Source organism: Sporosarcina pasadenensis (assembly GCF_047228845.1).
Classification (GTDB): domain Bacteria; phylum Bacillota; class Bacilli; order Bacillales_A; family Planococcaceae; genus Sporosarcina.
The window spans coordinates 185,656-206,803 of record NZ_JBFEGM010000003.1; the positions used below are offsets into that span (position 1 = coordinate 185,656).

General features: G+C 38.2%; 15 protein-coding genes and 1 pseudogene. 14 read left to right on the forward strand and 2 right to left on the reverse strand.

The annotated features are described in order from the left end of the window. Positions 1 to 44 precede the first annotated feature (44 nt). From AB1K89_RS06355 to AB1K89_RS06415, 13 genes and pseudogenes are all read left to right on the forward strand, one after another. On the forward strand, positions 45 to 812 hold the full coding sequence (locus AB1K89_RS06355) for a tyrosine-protein phosphatase (RefSeq protein WP_413053930.1): 768 nt from the start codon (positions 45 to 47) through the stop codon (positions 810 to 812). A gap of 38 nt (positions 813 to 850) precedes the next feature. Continuing rightward, on the forward strand, positions 851 to 2,659 hold the full coding sequence (locus AB1K89_RS06360; RefSeq protein WP_413054024.1) for a polysaccharide biosynthesis protein: 1,809 nt from the start codon (positions 851 to 853) through the stop codon (positions 2,657 to 2,659). 86 nt (positions 2,660 to 2,745) lie between these two features. Continuing rightward, a complete protein-coding gene (locus AB1K89_RS06365; protein WP_413053931.1) occupies positions 2,746 to 3,942 on the forward strand; it encodes a hypothetical protein in 1,197 nt (398 codons plus the stop codon). 33 nt (positions 3,943 to 3,975) lie between these two features. Next, on the forward strand, positions 3,976 to 4,770 hold the full coding sequence (locus tag AB1K89_RS06370) for an asparagine synthase-related protein (RefSeq protein ID WP_413053932.1): 795 nt from the start codon (positions 3,976 to 3,978) through the stop codon (positions 4,768 to 4,770). Beyond that, positions 4,767 to 5,780 carry an NAD-dependent epimerase gene (locus AB1K89_RS06375; protein ID WP_413053933.1) on the forward strand — a complete coding sequence of 338 codons (1,014 nt, stop codon included), beginning with the start codon at positions 4,767 to 4,769 and terminating at the stop codon, positions 5,778 to 5,780. Before AB1K89_RS06370 ends, AB1K89_RS06375 begins: the two co-directional genes overlap by 4 nt. Positions 5,781 to 5,791: 11 nt before the next feature. Beyond that, on the forward strand, positions 5,792 to 7,072 hold the full coding sequence (locus tag AB1K89_RS06380; RefSeq protein WP_413053934.1) for a nucleotide sugar dehydrogenase: 1,281 nt from the start codon (positions 5,792 to 5,794) through the stop codon (positions 7,070 to 7,072). Then, positions 7,072 to 8,835: pseudogene (locus tag AB1K89_RS06385) on the forward strand (sugar transferase); the annotation flags it as partial. The gene AB1K89_RS06380 and the pseudogene AB1K89_RS06385, both read left to right, overlap by 1 nt. Before the next feature lie 66 nt (positions 8,836 to 8,901). Further along, positions 8,902 to 10,008: an aminotransferase class I/II-fold pyridoxal phosphate-dependent enzyme gene (locus AB1K89_RS06390; RefSeq protein WP_413054025.1), complete on the forward strand. Its 1,107-nt coding sequence runs from the start codon at positions 8,902 to 8,904 to the stop codon at positions 10,006 to 10,008. A gap of 71 nt (positions 10,009 to 10,079) precedes the next feature. Further along, positions 10,080 to 11,546: a lipopolysaccharide biosynthesis protein gene (locus AB1K89_RS06395; protein WP_413053935.1), complete on the forward strand. Its 1,467-nt coding sequence runs from the start codon at positions 10,080 to 10,082 to the stop codon at positions 11,544 to 11,546. 173 nt (positions 11,547 to 11,719) lie between these two features. Beyond that, positions 11,720 to 13,243, forward strand: coding sequence for a GNAT family N-acetyltransferase (locus AB1K89_RS06400; RefSeq protein WP_413053936.1), 1,524 nt, complete (start codon positions 11,720 to 11,722; stop codon positions 13,241 to 13,243). A 42-nt stretch (positions 13,244 to 13,285) separates the two neighbouring features. Beyond that, entirely contained in the window at positions 13,286 to 14,959 is a 1,674-nt protein-coding gene (locus tag AB1K89_RS06405) for a GNAT family N-acetyltransferase (protein ID WP_413053937.1), read from the forward strand. Between the two features lie 21 nt (positions 14,960 to 14,980). Beyond that, entirely contained in the window at positions 14,981 to 15,745 is a 765-nt protein-coding gene (locus AB1K89_RS06410) for a hypothetical protein (RefSeq protein WP_413053938.1), read from the forward strand. Then, complete coding sequence (locus AB1K89_RS06415) at positions 15,742 to 16,728, forward strand: polysaccharide deacetylase family protein (protein ID WP_413053939.1); 987 nt, start codon at positions 15,742 to 15,744, stop codon at positions 16,726 to 16,728. The genes AB1K89_RS06410 and AB1K89_RS06415 overlap by 4 nt, the downstream gene beginning before the upstream one ends. Before the next feature lie 176 nt (positions 16,729 to 16,904). Here AB1K89_RS06415 and pruA read toward each other — a convergent pair whose 3' ends face one another. Next, positions 16,905 to 18,449, reverse strand: coding sequence for an L-glutamate gamma-semialdehyde dehydrogenase (gene pruA / locus AB1K89_RS06420; protein WP_413053940.1), 1,545 nt, complete (start codon positions 18,447 to 18,449; stop codon positions 16,905 to 16,907). Positions 18,450 to 18,637: 188 nt separating this feature from the next. On the opposite strand from pruA, the gene AB1K89_RS06425 reads away from it, so the two are divergent. Beyond that, entirely contained in the window at positions 18,638 to 19,972 is a 1,335-nt protein-coding gene (locus tag AB1K89_RS06425) for an AAA-type ATPase lid domain-containing protein (protein WP_413053941.1), read from the forward strand. 34 nt (positions 19,973 to 20,006) lie between these two features. Here the strand turns inward: AB1K89_RS06425 and AB1K89_RS06430 are convergent, their stop codons facing one another. Continuing rightward, positions 20,007 to 20,981, reverse strand: coding sequence for a proline dehydrogenase family protein (locus AB1K89_RS06430; RefSeq protein WP_413053942.1), 975 nt, complete (start codon positions 20,979 to 20,981; stop codon positions 20,007 to 20,009). Positions 20,982 to 21,148 lie beyond the last annotated feature (167 nt).

Sequence of the window (21,148 nt, forward strand, 5' to 3'; positions counted from 1 at the left end):
AAGCGTCAATTTTTACTCTTTTATGGCTAGGAGGGGGGAGACAAATGATTGACATACACTGCCACATCTTATTTGGTGTAGACGATGGACCGAAAACAATAGAAGGTACAATACGTATTGTGGAAAAAGCAGCGAAGGATGGAATCACGGACATGATTGCAACACCACATGCATTCAGTCCTCATTACCATGTCCCGATAGAAGAAATCCAAGGTCAAATTCGACTTCTTACTGATTGCTTGCGGGCAGGGGGGTATCCAGTCAATCTCCACACAGGACAGGAAGTGCGGCTCCATCCCCAAGTCATAGAAAAAATAATGAAGCGTGAAGTGATGACACTAGCAGAATCACGTTATCTATTACTTGAACTGCCGTCACAATCGATTCCGCTTTACACAGTAAGTGTCATACAATCGATGCTTGAAAACGGAGTCTCGCCAATTATTGCACACCCCGAACGGAACAGAGCCATTGCTGAGAAACCCGCGCGACTCGAACGATTAATTCGGCATGGTGCGTTTGCACAGGTGAATGCAGGGAGCCTATCAGGTCATTTCGGGAAAAGTGTTCAAAAACTTTCAATTCAACTCGTCGAAGCGAATCTGATTCATACATATGGATCGGATGTTCATGATACAAAAACGAGACCATTATTGTTCAATGCAGGACTCAGCTATCTGGAAAAAAAGAAGAAACACGATAGTATTGACATTCTACTAGAGAACAACAAACGTATTTTAAAAGACGAATCGTTTATCATTCTAGAGCCGGAAATTCCGGTAATAAAAAAATGGTGGAAACCAATCAGCTAGAATCTAGTTAAGAACTTAGGGGTGGGGCTCTCGTGTTAATCAGAATGAGAATGAGAATGAGTATATTGGCAATTGTCGATTCCCTAATCGTCTTATTTTCAATTTATGTCGGGTATTTCATCTTGCATCCGTTCATCAATGTCTTCACAAACAAAATGCTTTTCATAAGTGTCGTCACAATTCAAATTGGACATCACTTCTTCGCATGGAAGTATGGGCTCTATAGGAAAGACTGGTCCTATGCATCCACTGGGGAGTTGTATTCGATTTTGAAGGCGGTAACAATGACCATTACAGTTGTCACGATCGTCCAATTTGTCCTTATGCATGAAGTATCCGTTAGAGCACTCTTTCTCACATGGATGATACATATTCTTTTAATCGGCGGATCGAGATTTTCTTTTCGACTCATGCGTGACACGGTCAACCGACAAAAGAACATCGAGACAACACGCATAATGATTGTAGGAGCAGGCCAGGCAGGGACAATGATAGCTCGCCAAGTCCTTCAGAACCCCGAATCAGGAATGAAACCCGTACTCTTCGTTGACGATAACCGTTCGAAAAGTGGGTTGGAGATTTATGGCTTGAAAGTCATAAGCGGTACAAGGGATATTCCAAAGCTAGTAAAAGAATATGAAATTGAAAAGATCATCATAGCTATTCCTTCCCTTGCAAAACAGGCTATGTTGGATCTGTTGAAAATCTGTATTGAAACCGGCGTGAAGACAATGACAATACCGCGCATCGAGGACTTGATGACTGGAAAAGTTTCCGTCACTGACATGCGCGACGTGAAAATAGAAGATCTCCTCGGTAGAGAAGAAGTCGAGCTCGACTTGAAAGCAATCGAAGAAAAGCTTGCAAATAAAACAATCCTCGTCACCGGCGCGGGAGGGTCAATAGGATCGGAAATTTGTCGGCAAGTGAGTAAATTTAAGCCTAAGAACATCATACTTTTAGGCCATGGTGAAAACTCAATCTACAACATAGATATGGAATTACGAAAGAGTATGGAAGTGCCTACAAATATCATTCCAGTGATTGCTGATATTAAAGACCGAATGAGGGTTTTTGGAGTAGTCAGTGAGCTTAAGCCGGATGTCATCTATCATGCAGCAGCATATAAACATGTTCCTTTAATGGAAGAAAATCCACTAGAAGCGGTCAAAAACAACATATTCGGCACGAAAAATATCGCTGAAGCGGCAGACGCATTTGACGTCTCGTATTTTGTCATGGTCTCGACCGACAAAGCAGTTAACCCTGTGAATGTCATGGGTGCGTCGAAACGATTCGCTGAGATGATTGTGCAGAACCTTGCAAAAGAAAGTAAAACGAAGTTTGCTGCGGTGCGTTTTGGGAATGTGTTAGGGTCTCGCGGAAGTGTAGTCCCGCTATTTAGAGAGCAAATTAAGCAAGGCGGCCCAATTACTGTCACAGACCCTGAGATGACAAGATATTTTATGACAATACCCGAAGCTTCTCAACTTGTCATTCAGGCTGGTACGCTCGCTATGGAGGGGGCGGTGTTTGTACTCGACATGGGCGAACCGGTAAAAATAGTCGACCTGGCGAAAAACTTAATTAAACTGTCGGGGTATCGTGAAGATGAAATCGATATCATTTTCACTGGAATCCGTCCAGGCGAAAAACTTTTTGAAGAGCTATTGAATGAAGATGAAATTCAAACCGATCAAATTTTCCCTAAGATTTATGTAGGAAAGTCAGCACCAATGAGCAAGAAGGAACTGGACTTCGTGCTTGAAAAACTCTTGGAAATTCCGGCTGATGAGATGAAGAAGACGTTGATTGACTTAGCTAACCGTAAAACGTCTGAAGCATAATAGAAATATCCAATTATTGAATGGGGCAGCATATGGGATTCAATAAGTGCAGATTATTATCATTCGACTACACGAGGGAGATAATAATGAATTCGAACAAAATGATTGCCGTCCTTCTTGGTATTGCTTTAAGCTTTACAACCTTTACGAAGGTAAGGTTTCTTGGACCTATTGGAATAGGAGAACTGTTATTAGCATTCACGGCACTACTGTTGATTTTCCAACTTGCGTACAACCAAAAAATATATATAAGTGAAAAAAGTATTAAACTTGTTTCTCTATTATATTCATTTATACTGTTGGCTTTCGTTTCAAATTTATTCGGAGTATGGAGAGGAACAATTGGAATAATGGACTTTCGGGATGCAATTGCATTCTCACTTCCAATCTTATTAATCATACTAGTAGTACATTTACCGGACTATCAAAACATATTGACGAGAACTGCTCTATATTTTTATATTTTTTCGCAAGCATATATTTATTGTTGCTTATTGTATATAGTGGTCATCCGTAACTTCTTCTATATAGACTTCTTTTATTTCTACTCCACAAGATTTAGTGGACTTTCACTTAATCCCAACCAATTAGCATTCTTGACCCTACTCCTACCAATTATCTCTTTATATTTAGTGAGCAGAAAAAAAATACCGACTCATTTAGGCATACTAAATGTAGTGGCTGCCGTCTGGGTCGGTTTAAGAATAGAAAGTGATGCACTCCTTGTCACTTGGATCATATCATTTTTTATATATAGTTACTTTATGTTTATGAAAAAAATAAAATTAAAAAAGCATTTGAGAATAATTATTAATCTATTTGCACTTTCATTTCTTGTAAGCATGCTTAAAGTAGTCCTGGAAATTATAAAAGATGTTTCCAATTCGTTTAATGAAGTAAGAAATCAATCAGATATTAGGTATACATTATGGGAAAACGGAATAAAAGCATTCACGAAATCACCGTTAATTGGTAATGGAACTACATCACATTCAGGGCTGTTCTCTCCATTCGAAGGACACGAATCTCATAATACAGTAATTGATTTACTCTCCATGTTAGGTCTTTTTGGATTACTAATCATCTTATTACTTTTCTTATGGGTGATCATTAATTCTAGACAAAATGTATATTACCTTATTTTATTACTACAAGTATTCATTTATTCTAATTTTCATAACGTAATGAGGCAACCGATTACTTGGTTTGTATTATTTTTTCTATTGCTAAGTAATCATAAGCAGGAATTGAATTCATCCAGTACTTTGAAGAAAAGTGGCTGAGTTTAATGTAAGGAAAGGATGGGTTTATTGTGTGTGTTAAATGGTGTTTTAAATAAAGTAAGCACTGAATTACATTTTCATGAGGAGACGTACAAACAATCTTATTCTTATAGTGAGAATTTTAAAGAGATAGCCTTTAGCGGAAAACTATACAATGCTCAGAAGCTGAAAAAGAAATTACTGACTAGAAACCATCTATTTAAAACAGATTCGGATTCGGAAGTAATCCTTAAAGCATATTACAACCAAAACCAAATTTCTCGGTTAGTCAAAAATAAACCAATAAGCACGTTTAATGTAGATCAGCAACTGTATCAATACTTTCATAATTTAAATACGAATGAGTCTGTGAATCGGATGATGTATACAGCCTTCAAATTCGTTTTACCTAATGACATGTTAGTAAAGACCGACTGGATGAGCAAAATAAATGGGTTAGAAATCAAAACGCCATTTCTCGACCATAGAGTATTGGAATTAGCATATAAGGTCCCTTTGAACTTTAAAATGCGTGGCGCTAAAGGGAAAATCATTTTGAAAGAGACGTATTCAGACTTACTCCCCAATGACATACTATTTGCCAAAAAGAGGGGATTTGAGATCCCATTAGCTGAATGGTTCAAGACCGAACTAAAAGAGTTGGTCGTTTCCTCTTTGACGAAAGAAAAAGTGGAGAAAGCAAATCTCGTTCATTTTGATACCGTTGAAACAATCATTGACGAACATATGAAGAGTAAAAAAAATCACGCGAATCTTATATGGAGTCTAATTGTTTTACACAAATGGCATGAAAACTTCCTTGGAAAAGTTGAGGGAGGAAGAAAATGAAAATCTTAGTTACGGGGTCCTCCGGTTTTATTGGCTATCATTTATCAGAAAAGCTGTTGTCAATGGGTCATGAAGTCATAGGTTTCGACGACATGAACGATTATTACGAAACCTCGTTAAAGGAAGCACGTTTAGGAAAACTCATTCCTCATAAACGTTTCAAGTTTTATCATGCTGATTTGGTAGACCGAAAGAAAGTTCAAACAGCATTCAGCGAAAATGAAATCGATATCGTAGTGAATTTAGCTGCGCAAGCGGGCGTGAGATACAGCATAGAAAATCCTTATGTATATATCGATTCAAATGTTGTCGGCTTCATCAATGTGTTGGAAATGTGTCGTCAACATAAGGTGAAGCAGTTAATATATGCATCATCCAGCTCAGTTTACGGTGCCAATACAACTTTACCATTCTCCGTGCATGATACGGTCGATCACCCTCTAAGTTTATATGCGGCGACAAAGAAAGCGAATGAACTGATGGCACATACGTATAGCAGCCTTTACAATTTACCGACGACCGGTCTTCGTTTCTTTACGGTATACGGACCATGGGGGCGCCCGGATATGGCTCTCTTCAAGTTTACGAAAAACATTATTGAAGGTAAGCCGATCGATATATTTAACAATGGAAAAATGATGCGCGACTTCACGTATGTGGATGACATTGTAGAGTCCATTTCCCGTCTTCTCCATAAACCTGCAACGCCTAATTCGGATTGGTCCGGGGAAAATCCGGATCCTGGCACAAGCTATGCCCCTTACAAAGTATACAACATCGGAAATAATAGCCCTGTGAACTTGATGGACTTCATTTCTGCGATTGAAGAAAAACTAGGAAAAGTAGCGGTTAAAAACTTCATGCCATTGCAGGAGGGGGATGTTCCGGCCACTTATGCAAATGTCGATGACTTATTTCAGGAAATCAGTTTCAAACCGAAAACCTCCATTAAAGATGGTGTCGACAAATTTGTCGACTGGTATTTGGCGTATTATCAAATAAAGTTGTGAAAGGGTCTGTGATGAATAGAAAAATAGCTGTTATCGGCTTAGGATATGTAGGGTTACCTGTGGCGGTTGCTTTTGGAAAAAAACATCCGGTAATCGGCTTTGATATTAATGAACATCGAATTTCCACATTACAGATCGGCGTTGACTATACAAATGAAGTAGAGGTGGATGATTTAACGGAAGCGAAAATTGAATTTACGTCTAACAGTGAAAGGCTGAAGGAGTCAGACTTTATGATCGTGTCCGTCCCTACACCGATTGATGCACATAACCAACCAGATTTATCACCTTTACTACGTGCTTCCGAAACAGTCGGAAAAAGTCTTCAAAAGGGAGCAATAGTTGTTTTCGAGTCAACCGTTTACCCAGGCGTTACAGAGGAAGAGTGCATACCTGTATTAGAAAAGCATTCAGGATTGAAGGCTGGCATTGATTTTTTCGTCGGTTACTCTCCAGAACGTATTAATCCTGGAGATAAAGAACGTACCTTTACGAAAATCACAAAAGTCGTATCCGGTCAAACGCCCGAAGTGTTGGAAATTATTGCGCAAGTATATAGCGATGTTGTCGAAGCAGGTGTTTATAAAGCCAGCTCAATTCGTGTTGCAGAAGCCGCAAAAGTAATTGAAAACACACAAAGAGATGTCAATATTGCACTGATGAATGAATTAGCCTTAATTTTTGACAGCCTTGGGATTGATACGATAGAAGTATTGGAAGCAGCAAGTACGAAATGGAATTTCCTTAAATTCTCACCCGGGTTAGTTGGCGGTCACTGTATCGGTGTAGATCCATACTATTTAACCCATAAAGCACAGACGGTCGGTCACTTTCCAGAAGTGATCCTTGCCGGTCGCCGAATAAATGATAGTATCGGTCGTTATATTGCAAGGGCATTAGTAAAAAAAATGATCAAGCTCAATCTGCCCGTACAAGGTGCAAAGGTAACTGTTCTCGGATTGACATTTAAAGAGAATGTCCCAGACCTTCGAAACTCTAAAGTGATAGATATCATTCGGGAGCTGCAGGAATTTGGAGTGGAAGTGCAAGTAGCCGATCCGCATGCAGATTGTAAGGAGGCATTTTCTGAATATCAACTGACATTGATACCTTACGACAAACTACCGCCTGCGGATGCCGTTGTCTTAGCGGTGTCTCATATGGAGTATGTCAATGGAGGATGGTCCCAGTTCGATCGGTTATTAAAACATGGTAAAGGAATTGTTATGGATATTAAGAGTGCGCTAGACAAGGCGAGCAAGCCAGATCAGATTCATTTATGGAGATTATAATGAAAGTTCTACAAATCACCAACGTAAGCTTTACAGTTAAAAAGTTTTTGCTGCCACTTGTAAATGAAATGATTGAACAGAAATACGACGTCCATATAGCTTGCTATAAAGATGAGACAGGATATGAAATTGAAAAGGATGGGTATGTCGTCCACCATATACCATTTCAACGAAATTTGAATGTCTTTAGCCACTTGAAAAGCATGGTCGCATTGGTGAAACTGATCAGAAAAGAAAAATTCGACATCGTCCACTCACATACCCCAGTTGCCAGTCTCGTTGCGAGAGTGTCGGCACGATTGGCTAACGTACCCTTAAGCGTTTATACTGCCCACGGATTTTACTTCCACGAAAATATGAAACCAATACCCTATAAGATAATTTATTTGCTTGAAAAGATTTGGGCGAAATATTTCACCGATAAACTTTTCTTTCAAAGCAAAGAAGACTATGAATTGGCCTTAGCAAAAGGCTTTCAAAAGCCGGAAAACCTCATTCATATTAGCAATGGTGTCTCGGGTGATCGATTCAACCCGGAATTATACAACAGAGTGAAGAGTAGAGAGTCATTAAGTATCACGAATGAAAAAGTGATTATGTTTGTCGGGAGATTAGTAAGAGAAAAAGGCATCGTTGAACTCATTGAAGCATTTCATTTGGTTCTGGACGAATTAAAGGACGCAACATTACTGATCGTCGGGGATTCAGTTACTGGGGATCGGGATGGGATGAATGTCGAACAGCTTATCCAATCAATGCCCATTGAAACAAAAGAAAGAATTCAACTTTTAGGAATGAGAGAGGATATACCCGAACTATTATGTGCGGCTGATTTGTTTGTATTGCCTTCGTACCGTGAAGGGCTCCCACGTTCCATCATTGAAGCGATGGCTATGGGTAAACCGATTGTGGCGACGGATGTTCGCGGATGTAGAGAAGAAGTCTTTCCTGATGTGAATGGGTACTTGTGCAACGATAAAGATAGTATTTCATTAGCGGAAACAATTATTAAAACCTTGAAAGATGAGTCCAAACTGAAGCGGTTTGGAGAAAACTCACGAAGACTATTTATGGAAGAGTTCAATGAGAAAGTGGTTTTAGAAAGACAGATGAAAATATTTAACGAATTCAGAGCGGATAGGTCGATGAACAATAGACCAAGGAAGCGAGGAATGAAAAACAATCTTACTTTTATTGAAAGGATTGGTAAGCGATCTTTTGATCTCCTGTTTTCCATAATAGGAATCGTAATGACAGGGTGGATTATGCTAATTGCTTTCATAATTGCTTCTATAGATACAAAAAGTAATGGTTTATTTATCCAAGAGCGCGTAGGTAAAAATGGCAAGCTTATCAAAGTGATGAAAATAAAAACAATGAAAGATATGAAGAATAACAGTTCCACTATAACGACAAGCCGTGATGCAAGAATCACTACATGTGGTCGTTTTTTCAGGAAAACGAAAATAGATGAGCTGCCTCAACTATTGAATGTATTGATAGGCGATATGAGTTTTGTAGGCCCACGACCGGATGTCCCCGGTTATGCGGATAAGTTAACCGGGGAAGATCGAATCATTTTAACGATACGACCCGGCATTACTGGACCTGCTTCCATTAAATATAAAAATGAAGAACAGATACTAGCAAACGTAGATGATCCTCAGTGGCATAATGATCATGTCCTTTTTCCTGATAAAGTGAAACTGAACAAGGAGTATGTTCGGAATTATAGTCTTAAGAAGGATATCAACTATATCCTAAAAACGATAGTGGGTGAAGGGAGCTATGATTTGAAGCCGAAAAGGATCTTTCTTTCAACACCGCATATGAGTGGGAATGAGCAAAAATATATAGATGAAGCTTTTGAAACAAATTGGATCGCACCACTCGGAAAGAATGTAGATGAATTTGAGAAAGAAGTTGCCAAGTATAATGGAGCAACCGGAGCTGCTGCTATGTCGTCCGGGACTGCTGCAATCCACATCGCTTTGGAGTTGTTGGATGTTAGACAGGGAGATATCGTCTTCTGTTCAAGTTTGACGTTCGTTGCAAGTGCGAACCCAATTTTATATTTGGGCGGTGAGCCCGTTTTCATAGATTCAGAATATGAGACGTGGAATATGTCACCTGTTGCATTAACACGTGCAATGGAGGAGGCGCAAGAAAAAGGAAAGCTTCCAAAAGCAGTTGTGATCGTTAACTTGTATGGACAAAGCGCGAAGATGGATGAACTGATGGCAATTTGTAATTCATATAGAGTTCCCGTAATTGAAGATGCTGCGGAATCACTTGGCTCATATTATAAGGGAAAGAATAGCGGTACGTTTGGTAAGTTTGGCATCTATTCATTTAATGGCAACAAAATCATTACAACATCAGGTGGCGGGATGCTCGTATCCGATGACGTTGGAAAAGTGGAGCGTGCCCGTTTTTTAGCAACCCAAGCGAGAGAGAAAGCTAGGCATTACCAGCATCAATCTGTTGGCTATAACTATCGTATGAGCAATATTCTTGCAGGAATCGGCCGAGCGCAGTTAGAGGTGCTCGATGACCGCGTAAAAGCAAGAAGAGCTGTATTTGCCCGTTATGAAAAAGCACTTGGAGGGATTGATGGCATTTCGTTCATGCCAGAGCTGGCAGGGACTTATTCGAATCGTTGGTTGACCGCAATGGAATTGAATCCTGAAATAGTAGGCGTTACGCCAAATGAGCTGATGGATGCCTTTGAAGCAGAGAATATTGAAGCGAGACCGGTTTGGAAGCCGCTTCATATGCAGCCGTTGTTTAAAGGGTGTAAGTTTTATCCGCACGCGGATGATGACATCGTTAGTGAACGTTTGTTTGCGAGAGGGATATGTCTTCCTTCCGGTTCGAATATGACTCTGAAGGAGCAGGAAAGAGTCATTCAAGTAATTAGCGATAGATTAAGTTGATAAAAAAATAATAGAGATGTGACTTTGTCGCATCTCTAACGGTATTACCAATATAAAAAACAGGTGAAAAAATGTCGACTCCGAAGTCGTTAAAAAGTAAAACAATCACAGGGGTTTTTTGGAGTTTCACGGATTTAATGGCGAACCATGGCATACAATTTATCGTACAGATTATTCTTGCAAGGTTACTGCTTCCCGAGCATTTTGGGATTATTGGAATGATTTTAGTATTTATATCCGTTTCCAACGCAATTGTAGATAGTGGATTTTCCCAAGCGTTAATACGAGATCAGCATACGACTCAAGAAGACTATTCAACAGTTTTTTATTTCAACTTATTTGTTTCGCTAGCCATATACGGAATATTATTTAGTACGGCGAATATGATCAGTGTATTTTTCGGAGAACCGCAGCTGACAGAAATCATTCGGGTGATTTGCTTAGTACTGATCATCAATTCATTAGGAATTATTCAAAAAGCGATGCTTGTGAAGAAAGTTGATTTTAAAACATTAACAAAGATAAGTCTCATCTCTGTAACTATTTCTGGGAGCCTCACAATATTCTTGGCGATGTCAGGATTTGGCGTTTGGAGTCTCGTTCTTAACATGATCGCTCTGCAATCCGTTCAGACGGGATTACTTTGGTACTTTAATAAATGGATTCCTTCTTTGATATTTAAAGTTCAATCATTTAAAAAGTTTTATAGTTTTGGATATAAATTATTACTCTCAGGACTTATTGATTCGTTTTTTTATTATATTTACTTCGTTATTATTGGAAGGATGTATTCTACGAATCAGCTTGGTTATTATTCAAACGCTGTTAAAATCACAGACCTCGCTTCATTTGCCATCGTTTCGACCGTACAGCGTGTCACCTATCCAGTCCTTAGCAGCATTCAACAAGAAAAAGAACGTCTAAAATATGGATTTAAGTCCGTTATTAAGACCTCGGCATTTATTAACTTTCCATTAATGGTTGGGTTAGCAGCAGTTGCAAAGCCGCTGTTTATCGTATTATTCGGAGAGAAATGGATCCCTTCCGTTATCTATTTTCAATTATTATGCTTTGCGGGTATGTTTTATCCGGTTCACGCATTAAATCTAAATGCTCTTAAAGTAAAGGGAAGATCGGACTTAATATTGCTATTAGAAATCATTAACAAGAGTTTATTGGTGATTTTGATTGTATTTTCTTTATTGTTTGGGTTTGGCATCATCGGCTTAATATGGACGATAGTGATTCATTCATTTATTTCTTTTTTTATAAACTCGTACTTTTCAGCGAGAGAAATCGAATATTCATCCAAAGAGCAAACAAAAGATCTGCTGCCTAGTTTTCTACTCTCTTTTATTATGGGGGGTGTCGTATTTCAGGTTGGGAGAATCGTAGATGAAAATCATCTCCTGCAGCTTGTTGGTCAAATAACGCTTGGTATTGCCATTTATATAACGGGTAGCAAATTATTGAGAATTCAAGAGTTAGAGACGCTGTTTCAAATGGTATTGCCAATGTTGAAGAAGAAGAAAGCATGAAAAATTTATTGAGGGAGGAGTTTATGGAGCTTACACGGATAACATCACTTAGTCAACTTGATCAATACCGGGATGATTGGTCGCTTATACTGGAGGAAAACCAGAATACAAATCCGTTTATTGAATTTGTCTGGGTTTATGAATGGTGGAAGCATTTTGGTGATGAATACAATATGGAGATTATGCTCGTCAAACAAGATGATAGGCCTATCGGATTTTTTCCTTTTACCCACAAAAGAAGTTGGTTGAGCCATACCTATACTTTTATGGCTTTGGGTCATGCAAGTTATATGGATTTCGTTGTATTCAATCATTTGGCAGAGGATGTCATCGAATTCGTATTTGATGAGATATTAAAAGCAAAAAAGAATGTTGTGTTTTACTTGTATGGATTACTTGAAAGCAGTAAGACACCAAGGATAGTGGAGAATTATTTACAGCAACGAAAAATCGTTTTTTCTCTCCATCGAGTAATCACCCCTTACCTCAATTTAATAGATATTGAGCTTGAAAAATACGCGGATAAAAGGAGAAGGCTTTACCGGCCAAATAAAAGAGAAAAGCGGTTACGGGAGAATGGAGAGGTAAAGTTTTCGCGGAGCGGGCAAGAAGAAATGGAAATGGTCTTTCACCTCCATGACAAACGATGGAAGAAAAAGAGAGACACGAGCGGATTTACGAATGACAAAGATAAAGAGTTTTATCGAAGTCTTGCCGGTATTCAGGAAGGCCCGATGCAGACGCAACTCGATGCACTGTACATTAATGACACGATGATTGCTTTCCATTACGGATTTAAATGTCGGGGAAGAGTCCTTTCGTATACGTTAGGCTTTGATGATAACTTTGAACAATTTGCTCCGGGAAGAATACTCGAAAGGGAAAAAATTTTGCAATGCAAAAAAGATGAGATTACGGTATTTGATTTAAGTATCGGTTATGAACCATACAAATTTGCATTGAATACAAATGTAGATTACACAAGAAAAATGATTTTCTCATCTTCTACAATGACTGCGAAAATTAAGCGATCCTTATTTTCAATGAAGGAATCATTAATCGAACGTCTGAAGAAAAACTATGAATTTGTCCTTTTTATCCGTATCACCATGGGTAAGTTTCTTTTTGTACTCCGTAATCTCTTCAATACCACAGAGTCAAATGGTGCAAGGGGAGAAATAAAAGCATTTTTGACTCGTCTAAAAAAATACTTATATGAAAAAGAGCGGTATATTGTTTATCGAATGGAGAAGAACGATCTTCCTGTAGTAGCAAACGCCCAAGACTTTATCGGATTGACGCTCAATGAAGCGATGAATAGTCCAGCTATTTCACAAGAACACCTAAAGGAAATCTGCGAGAAAATGTATCGGGGTTATAAGGGGTACTACCCGGATGGTAGTCTCGCAATCGAAAATATAATATGGCTGAATGATAAAGTTCTCCGAATCGGCCCTATTTCCTATAGTGAACGACTAGAGAGAAAAGCCATTCATTTCAAGAATTGGCATGAGGGGAACTTGGAGGCTGCATGCTCCTTTGTCAAGAAGAAAAGCAAAGCGAAAACAGTGTTTGTAACTGTAAAAGACGGTTCTGAAAATGAGTTAAGTGTACTTGAAACGAAAGGTTTTTCCATTTGCAAAAAGATCTATAAAAGAACTATTTTTGGTAATGAAAAGTATGAAATTTTTGAGTGAAGAAACGTTTCGACCAAATCATACTAATGAAAGGGGGAAATTATGGAGCTTACACGGATTACATCATTGGATCAACTTGAACAGTACCGTGATGATTGGTCGCTCATTTTGGAGGGAAATCAGAATACAAATCCGTTTATTGAATTTGTCTGGGTTTATGAATGGTTGAAGCATGTAGGCGACGAATACGATATGGAAATTATGCTCGTCAATCAAGATGATAGGCCGATTGGATTTATTCCTTTTATTCACACAAGACGATGGTTTTGTCATACGTATACTTTTGTGGCTTTTGGTCAAGCAAATTATATGGATTTCGTTGTATATAATCATTTATTAGATGATGTTATCGAATTCGTATTTGATGAAATGATGAAAGTAAGAAGGAATGTTGTGTTTTACTTGCATGGGTTACTTGAAAGTGGGAAAACACCGAGTAGTTTAGAAGATTATTTACAGAAACGAAAATTTGTCTTTTCTAGTCATCGGGTTGTTACACCGTATATTAAATTTAAAGATGTAACAATTGTAGAATACATGAATAAACGAAAAAGACTTCACGGCCTTGACAGAAGAGAAAAACGGTTACGGAAGAATGGAGATGTGAAGCTTTCAAGGATTGGACCTGAAGAAATGGATGCAGTCTTTCAACTCCGTGACAAATTGTGGAAGAAAAAGAGGGACACAAGCGGTTTTTCGAAAGACAAGGAAAAAGCATTTTACCTGAGTCTAGCGGGTGTTCGGAATGGAACAATGCAAACGGAAATCGATGCTTTATATATTAATGACAAGATGATCGCTTTTCAATACGGGTTTAGATGTCGTGGGAGATTACTTGTATATGTGTTGGCCTATGATCTTGACTTTGAAGTATTCGGCCCGGGTAGAATACTTGAAAAGGAAAAGATTTTGCAAAGTAAAACAGATAATATTGATATATTTGATTTTAGCATTGGTTATGAACCTTATAAATTCGAGTGGAATACAGACGAAGATTACACAAGAAAAATGATTTTCTCATCTAATACTATTAAAGCCAATGGTATACGAAGATTTATAACGCTCAGGGAATCATTGATTGAGAGAATGAAGAGAAATTACCGTTTCGTTCTGTTTATTCGAAATACGATTGGGAAGCTGCTGTTTATTTTTAGGAATTTATTGCGTCATACGGAGTCAAAAGCTATTAAGGAAGAAATAATGGCATTTATGACTCGTGTTAAAGAGTATGTATTCGAAAGAAAACGATACATTGTTTATAAATTGGATGAAAAAGAGATTTTGAATTTATCCGGTTCCAAGAGCTTTATCGAATTATCGATTAACGATGCAATAAACAGCTTTGATATTGCTAATAATCACATGAAGGAAATTTGTAGAAAAATATACGGCGGATACAAAGGGGTTTATCCAGCGGGCATTCTGTCATTCGAAAATATATTTTGGATAAACGAAAAAATGCTACGGATCGATCATATAGCCTATCATGAGGACTTACGGGGAAAATGTGTATATATCGAGAATTGGAATAACATTACCTTGAGAGACATATGCACATTCGTACAGCAACACTGTAAAGCGAAAACAATCTATGTAACGATAAAGGGAAATTCTAAAAAAGATACTGCTGCATTGAAGGAACTAGGATTTACGTTTAGCAAACAAATCGTTAAAAGAACGTATTTTGGTGTTAGTAAATACCGTGTTACAGAGTGAAAAGTTGGGGGCAAGTAGCTTATGATTGCGATTGAAAGAAAATTAATGAACATAAAGATCAAAACTTATTATTTAGCGACAGAGGATATCCGAAAAGGCGATGTGCAAGCCCACCTAATTGGATACACACATTCTTTGATTCCGAAAAGTTCGCTTAGGAGATTTGATACTATACAATTCGATTTACGGAAAGATGAAAATGAATTACTGATGGAAATGAATAAAGCAACTCGACGGCAGATTAAAAGTGCACTGGATAGAGGATTTACACATGTAATAGTAGATAATCCAACAGATCAGGAATTGATGGACTTTCAAGAATTTTATAATCGTTTTGCGAAAGATAAAGGCACACATACTTTTAATTCATACCACATGCAGTCAATGAAGCTACTTCGTGAGCAAAATGCGCTTATGCTTACGTACATGCAAGATAAAGATAAAAATATTCTTTCCTACCGTATTTATATGACAGATGGTATTGTTGCATTGAATTTGTATTCCGCAACCCATTTCCGAATTGTAGATGATCGAGAGTTAAAGAAAATTATGAGCCAGGCAAATCGACTTCTGATATGGAAGACAATGCTGTGGTATAAAGAAAAGGGGCAACTAGTATACGATATGGGTGGTTTAACAGACGATGAAAATATCCGGAAATTCAAATTAGGTTTCGGTGGAAAAATCGTTCAAGTTTACTCAGGATATGAACCACAATCGATGATTGGGAACATCATAATGAAGGTTCGAGATTTGAAACTGAAACTATTGAAGGGATTAGTATGAGCAAACAAGGCGCATTCATCATCTCGCTTGATTTTGAGTTGAATTGGGGCGTACATGATACTGTTTCACTAGAAGAATACAAAGAAAATCTATTAGGTGTTCGAGAAGCAATACCGCAAATGCTTGAATTATTTCAACGCTTCGATATTCATGCTACTTGGGCAACCGTTGGAATGCTCTATTGTGAAAATAAAATAGAGTTGTTAGATAGCCTCCCTTCACTCCAGCCAAACTATGAAAACAGTAATTTTTCCCCGTATAAAAAACTAAATAATGTTGGCGAAAATGAGCGGAAAGATCCGTTTCATTATGCGAAGTCTTTAATAAAGCAAATTGAAAAATATCCGAACCAAGAAATTGCGACCCATACATTTTCACACTATTATTGTTTAGAAAAAGGGCAAAACGAAAAAAGTTTTGAAGCCGATTTACAAGCTGCTTTAAAAATTGCTAATTCAAACAGTCATGTGATTAAGTCGCTAGTTTTCCCGAGAAACCAAACAAATCTAAGGTATTTGCAAGTTTGTAAAAAGTACGGGATTCAGTGTTTTAGAGGAAATGAACGAAGTTGGCCTTATCGGGCAAGTCGTTACCATAGCGAAGGGATCTTGAAAAGAGCGCTTAGATTATTGGATAGTTATTTGAATGTTACCGGTCATAATACGTATCCGCTTTCTGAAGTTGAGACAGAACCGGTCGTAAACTTGCCTTCAAGCCGATTTTTACGGCCTTACATTGCCAAGTTAAAAATATTGGAACCTTTGCGTTTAAGAAGAATTAAAAAAAGCATAACGCATGCAGCTAAAAATGGTGAAGTGTTTCATCTTTGGTGGCATCCGCATAACTTTGGTAAAAACATCGATGAAAACATTCGGTTTTTGACTGAGATTCTACAATTGGTGTCAAATTTGAGGAGTGAATACGGCTTCGAGAGCCTCAGTATGGCGGAAGCCTCGGACTTAGTATGGAAGGTGAATAGATGAATGGAAAAAAACCTCCATCCGAGATTGAACTGGATGGAGGTTTAGTATGGAGAGAATTAGGATCAACACCAAAATTAAAGGAAATAGCACTATCTTTCCTATCATTAAGCATTCAAGTCGTTTTGGGTTCCTTCTATTATAATTATGAATATCTCTCACTTATAAGTTTCTATGATTTAGAACAGTTCAGAAGTTGTTTTTGCTTGCATGTGTAATTGTAGGTAGTCTGGACCGCCTGCTTTGGAATCTGTTCCTGACATGTTGAACCCGCCAAATGGTTGGTAGCCAACGATTGCTCCTGTACAGCCACGATTGAAGTACAGGTTCCCTACGTGGAAGTCTTCACGCGCTTTTTCTTGATTGAAGCGGTTATTTGTGATGACCGCACCTGTTAAGCCGTATTCCGTATCGTTCGCAATTTCAATCGCTTCGTCAAAATCCTTTGCTTTTGTCATCGCCACAACAGGACCAAAGATTTCTTCCTTCATAATACGTGCAGAAGGATCTACGTCTGCAAATACAGTCGGATGTACGAAGTAACCTACAGAATCATCTGCTGTGCCACCTGCTACAAGACGACCTTCGCCTTTTCCGATTTCAATGTACTCCGTAATTTTGTTGAATGCTGCTTGATCAATTACTGTTGCCATGAAATTTGTCGGGTCTGTAGGGTCACCGATTGTTAATTCTTTTGTTAATTCCACCACACGGTTTACCACTTGCTCATACACATCTTCCACGATAACGGCGCGTGAACATGCTGAACATTTTTGACCAGAGAAGCCGAATGCTGATTTGACAATTGATTGTGCCGCTAATTCAAGGTCTGCATCTTTATCAACCACAATCGTATCTTTTCCACCCATTTCAGCGATAACACGTTTCAACCAAATTTGCCCTTCGTTTACCATAGAGGCACGTTGGTTAATACGTATACCAACATCACGCGAACCTGTGAAGCTGATGAAACGAGTGCGTGGGTGGTCGACTAAGTAGTCCCCAATTTCTGTACCAGAGCCTGGTACATAGTTGACTGCGCCTGCTGGTAAGCCTGCTTCTTCTAATACTTCAATAAATTTATACGCGACTACTGGTGTTGTAGAAGCTGGTTTTAGTAATACCGTGTTCCCAGTCACTAAAGCGGCGACAGTTGTGCCTGCCATAATCGCGAATGGGAAGTTCCAAGGTGAAATTACGATCCCCACGCCTAATGGAATGTAGTCATAACGGTTGAATTCCCCTGGACGGCTTTCCACAGGTTGTCCATCTTTGATACGTAGCATTTGACGACCGTAGTACTCTAAGAAGTCAATCGCTTCTGCTGTATCGGCATCTGCTTCGTTCCAAGGTTTCCCTGCTTCTTTTGTTAGTAAAGCGGAGAATTCGAATTTACGACGTCGGATAATTGCTGCTGCCTTAAATAATACGTCTGCACGGATAGCCGGGTCCACTTTCTTCCATGTTTTGAATGTTTCGTCTGCGACTTGCATAGCTTTTTCAACAAGCTCACGTGAAGCTTTCGATACACGACCGATCACTTCTGTTTTTTTTGCTGGATTGTACGAAACAATTTTATCTTCTGTTGTGATGCGCTCGCCGCCGATGATTAATGGGTAGTCTTGCCCTAAGTAGCCTTCTACTGTTTGTAAGCCTGCTACATATGCATCTTTATTTTCTTGTTTTGAGAAATCTGTAAATGGCTCATGTTTGTATGGAATCATCTGTCATTTCCTCCTGTAAGTAAGAGGTGCCAAATAATTATGCACCTTTTAAAATTTTATTAATTCTATCATGCAATATAATTTAGCATTAATCAACATTAATTTTCAAATTTTTTTATTTAACAGCCTCACATTCATAACATAATGGTAAAATAGGGGATAGGAGTATACAGGAGGACGAGCAGGAAATGGAAAATCATATTTTATTAAATATTTATAAATACATTATTGAGAAAGGTGATATGGGTATTTGCGTTGTAGACACTAACGGAAAGTTGCTGATCTATAATAAAAAAATGCGGGAATTAGAAGGTGTGAGCGAAGCTGAGTTCGAAGAGAGACGCGCACTTGAAATTATTGATTTTGAAAATGAGAAAAGTGATATTTACAAAGTGTTAAGCTCTGAAACCCCCTTGCTCAATGTGAAAAAGACGTTTTGGAATAAAAAAAACCAAGAAGTCACGTATATTAGCAATATTTATCCACTGCACTACGAGGGCGCTCTAGTAGGGGCTGTAGAATTTGCCCGAGATATTACGCAACTTGAATATATGATGTATCAGCCGTTAAGAAGATATGGTGCACCACTGACTTTTGATATTATTACAGCCGTTTCAGATGTGATGCGAGATGTGATTGAAAAAGCAAAAATTGTCGCCCTAAGCAGGATGCCAGTTGTGTTAATTGGGGAGTCGGGTACAGGAATTGATATGATTGCGGAAGGCATTCATCATGATTTAAAGACGCAAAATGATATGTTTATTGCCTTAATTTGCCGGAGAGATGAGGAGACGATTTTAAAGCAATTTGAAAAATACATTGCCGGTAAGGAAACTATTACGTTTTATGCAGAACGGATTGAGTATTTATCCATAGCAGCGCAAGAGAAAATCGTGGAATTGTTTAACAACTACCCGCACCATCGACATATGTTGATTGCAAGTGTAGGCAAAGATCCTATTGATCTAATTCAAGAGAAAGCATTGTCTAGAAATTTATATCGCTTGTTTTCAGGTATTACAATTTATGTACCGCCATTACGTGAGAGAAAAGAAGATATCATGCCGTTCATTGATGATTACTTTCAGCGACATCGTGATAATTACGGCTCATCCATTCAAGGATTGTCGGAAGAAGTCAAAGATATCTTTTTGAAGTATGATTGGCATGGGAATTTAAAGGAATTAGAAGTGTTACTTGATGAAATTTCCTCCCTGTTGACGAATGAAACCGCAATTGATTTTCATATGTTGCCAACTCATTTTAAATGGAAAATCCAACATATCCATGATAATGGAGTTGAAGATAACGTGGATTTGTTTATTATTAAAGACCCAAATGATATTCGGCCACTCGACGCCTACATGAAAGAGGTAGAGGAGTATTATATTTCCAAGGCATTGGATTTCCATCAAGGAAACATTACTAAAACTGCGGTTGCATTAGGCATACGACGACAAAGTTTGCAATATCGTGTGAAAAACTTCAAACTCAATAAAAAAAGCGAAAACATTGATTCATAATGTTTTCGCTTTTTCTTTAAGTTTATGGGGTGGATTACTTGCCTTTTTTAGATAGACGGCCAAGAGCGAAGGCTGCAACGCCTAAACCGATTGTTGTATTTGTCTTTTTGTTAAACACTTGTTTTGTGACAAGTGCTAAGTTTTGTGGACGCTCTGCTAGACGACGCATGAAGTACCCGTACCAATCATTACCGAATGGTAAATATGTACAGAAATTATAGCCTTCTTTTACCAAGTCATATTGTAAATCTTTGCGGAAGCCATATAACATTTGGATTTCAAATTTATCATTCGGGATATCGTGTTGTTTAACAAATTGCTTTACGTGATTAATCACATTATGGTCATGTGTGGCGATCGATGTGAATTTGCCGTTAAGCAAATGTTGCTCAATTAGTTTTAAATAATTGCGGTCAATATCATCTTTTGATTGATAAGCCACACTTTCATCTTCCTTGTAAGCACCTTTTACGATACGAAGACGAAAGTTTTTGTATTTCTCAAGTTTTTCTTCTGCTTCAAAGAAGTAAGCTTGAATCACTGTCCCCACATTATCGTACTCTACGTGCAGCTTATCTAGTAAGTCGAATGAGCTGTGAAGACGCGCATAGTTTTCCATGTCGAAGTTTACAAAAATACCGTACTCATGTGCAAGCGCTACGATTTCTTTTAAGTTTTCATAGCAGAAGTCAAAATCGATATCTTGACCTAACTGTGAAGGTTTCAATGAAATATGCGCATCCAATTGCTCGTCATGAATCGCTTGGATAACAGCTAAAATATTTTCTTTCGCTGCTGTTGCTTCGGATCTCTCGGAAACAAATTCCCCAAGATTGTCTACAGTACAAGAGATGTTTGCTTTGTTTAATTCTTTAATTGTTTGAACGACCTCTGGAATTGTTGTGCCTGCTACAACGCTTTGTGCGCCCATCCGTAAACCATATTTTTGAGCAGCGCTGTTCAGCATTTGGTTCTCTGACAAGTAAATAAAAAAATCACGTAATGCCATACAACATCCTCCTAAAATGACTAATTTTAATTTCTTGGCGATTATAACACTTAAAAAAAAAAAGAAAACGGCTGAAAAATTTTTTAGAAAGATCTTTATTGTTGTGAGACATTGTGTTTATTGATTTTTCGAGTATTTGAAAACGGTTAAAAAAAAATTTTTTTCGA

Coding starts and splice junctions, on each gene's coding strand:
- AB1K89_RS06355 (WP_413053930.1), top strand. CDS start 45: ATGATTGACATACACTGCCACATCTTATTTGGTGTAGACGATGGACCG.
- AB1K89_RS06410 (WP_413053938.1), top strand. CDS start 14,981: ATGATTGCGATTGAAAGAAAATTAATGAACATAAAGATCAAAACTTAT.
- AB1K89_RS06365 (WP_413053931.1), top strand. CDS start 2,746: ATGAATTCGAACAAAATGATTGCCGTCCTTCTTGGTATTGCTTTAAGC.
- AB1K89_RS06375 (WP_413053933.1), top strand. CDS start 4,767: ATGAAAATCTTAGTTACGGGGTCCTCCGGTTTTATTGGCTATCATTTA.
- AB1K89_RS06405 (WP_413053937.1), top strand. CDS start 13,286: ATGGAGCTTACACGGATTACATCATTGGATCAACTTGAACAGTACCGT.
- AB1K89_RS06380 (WP_413053934.1), top strand. CDS start 5,792: ATGAATAGAAAAATAGCTGTTATCGGCTTAGGATATGTAGGGTTACCT.
- AB1K89_RS06425 (WP_413053941.1), top strand. CDS start 18,638: ATGGAAAATCATATTTTATTAAATATTTATAAATACATTATTGAGAAA.
- AB1K89_RS06390 (WP_413054025.1), top strand. CDS start 8,902: ATGAGTGGGAATGAGCAAAAATATATAGATGAAGCTTTTGAAACAAAT.
- AB1K89_RS06430 (WP_413053942.1), bottom strand. CDS start 20,981: ATGGCATTACGTGATTTTTTTATTTACTTGTCAGAGAACCAAATGCTG.
- pruA (WP_413053940.1), bottom strand. CDS start 18,449: ATGATTCCATACAAACATGAGCCATTTACAGATTTCTCAAAACAAGAA.
- AB1K89_RS06415 (WP_413053939.1), top strand. CDS start 15,742: ATGAGCAAACAAGGCGCATTCATCATCTCGCTTGATTTTGAGTTGAAT.
- AB1K89_RS06400 (WP_413053936.1), top strand. CDS start 11,720: ATGGAGATTATGCTCGTCAAACAAGATGATAGGCCTATCGGATTTTTT.
- AB1K89_RS06395 (WP_413053935.1), top strand. CDS start 10,080: ATGTCGACTCCGAAGTCGTTAAAAAGTAAAACAATCACAGGGGTTTTT.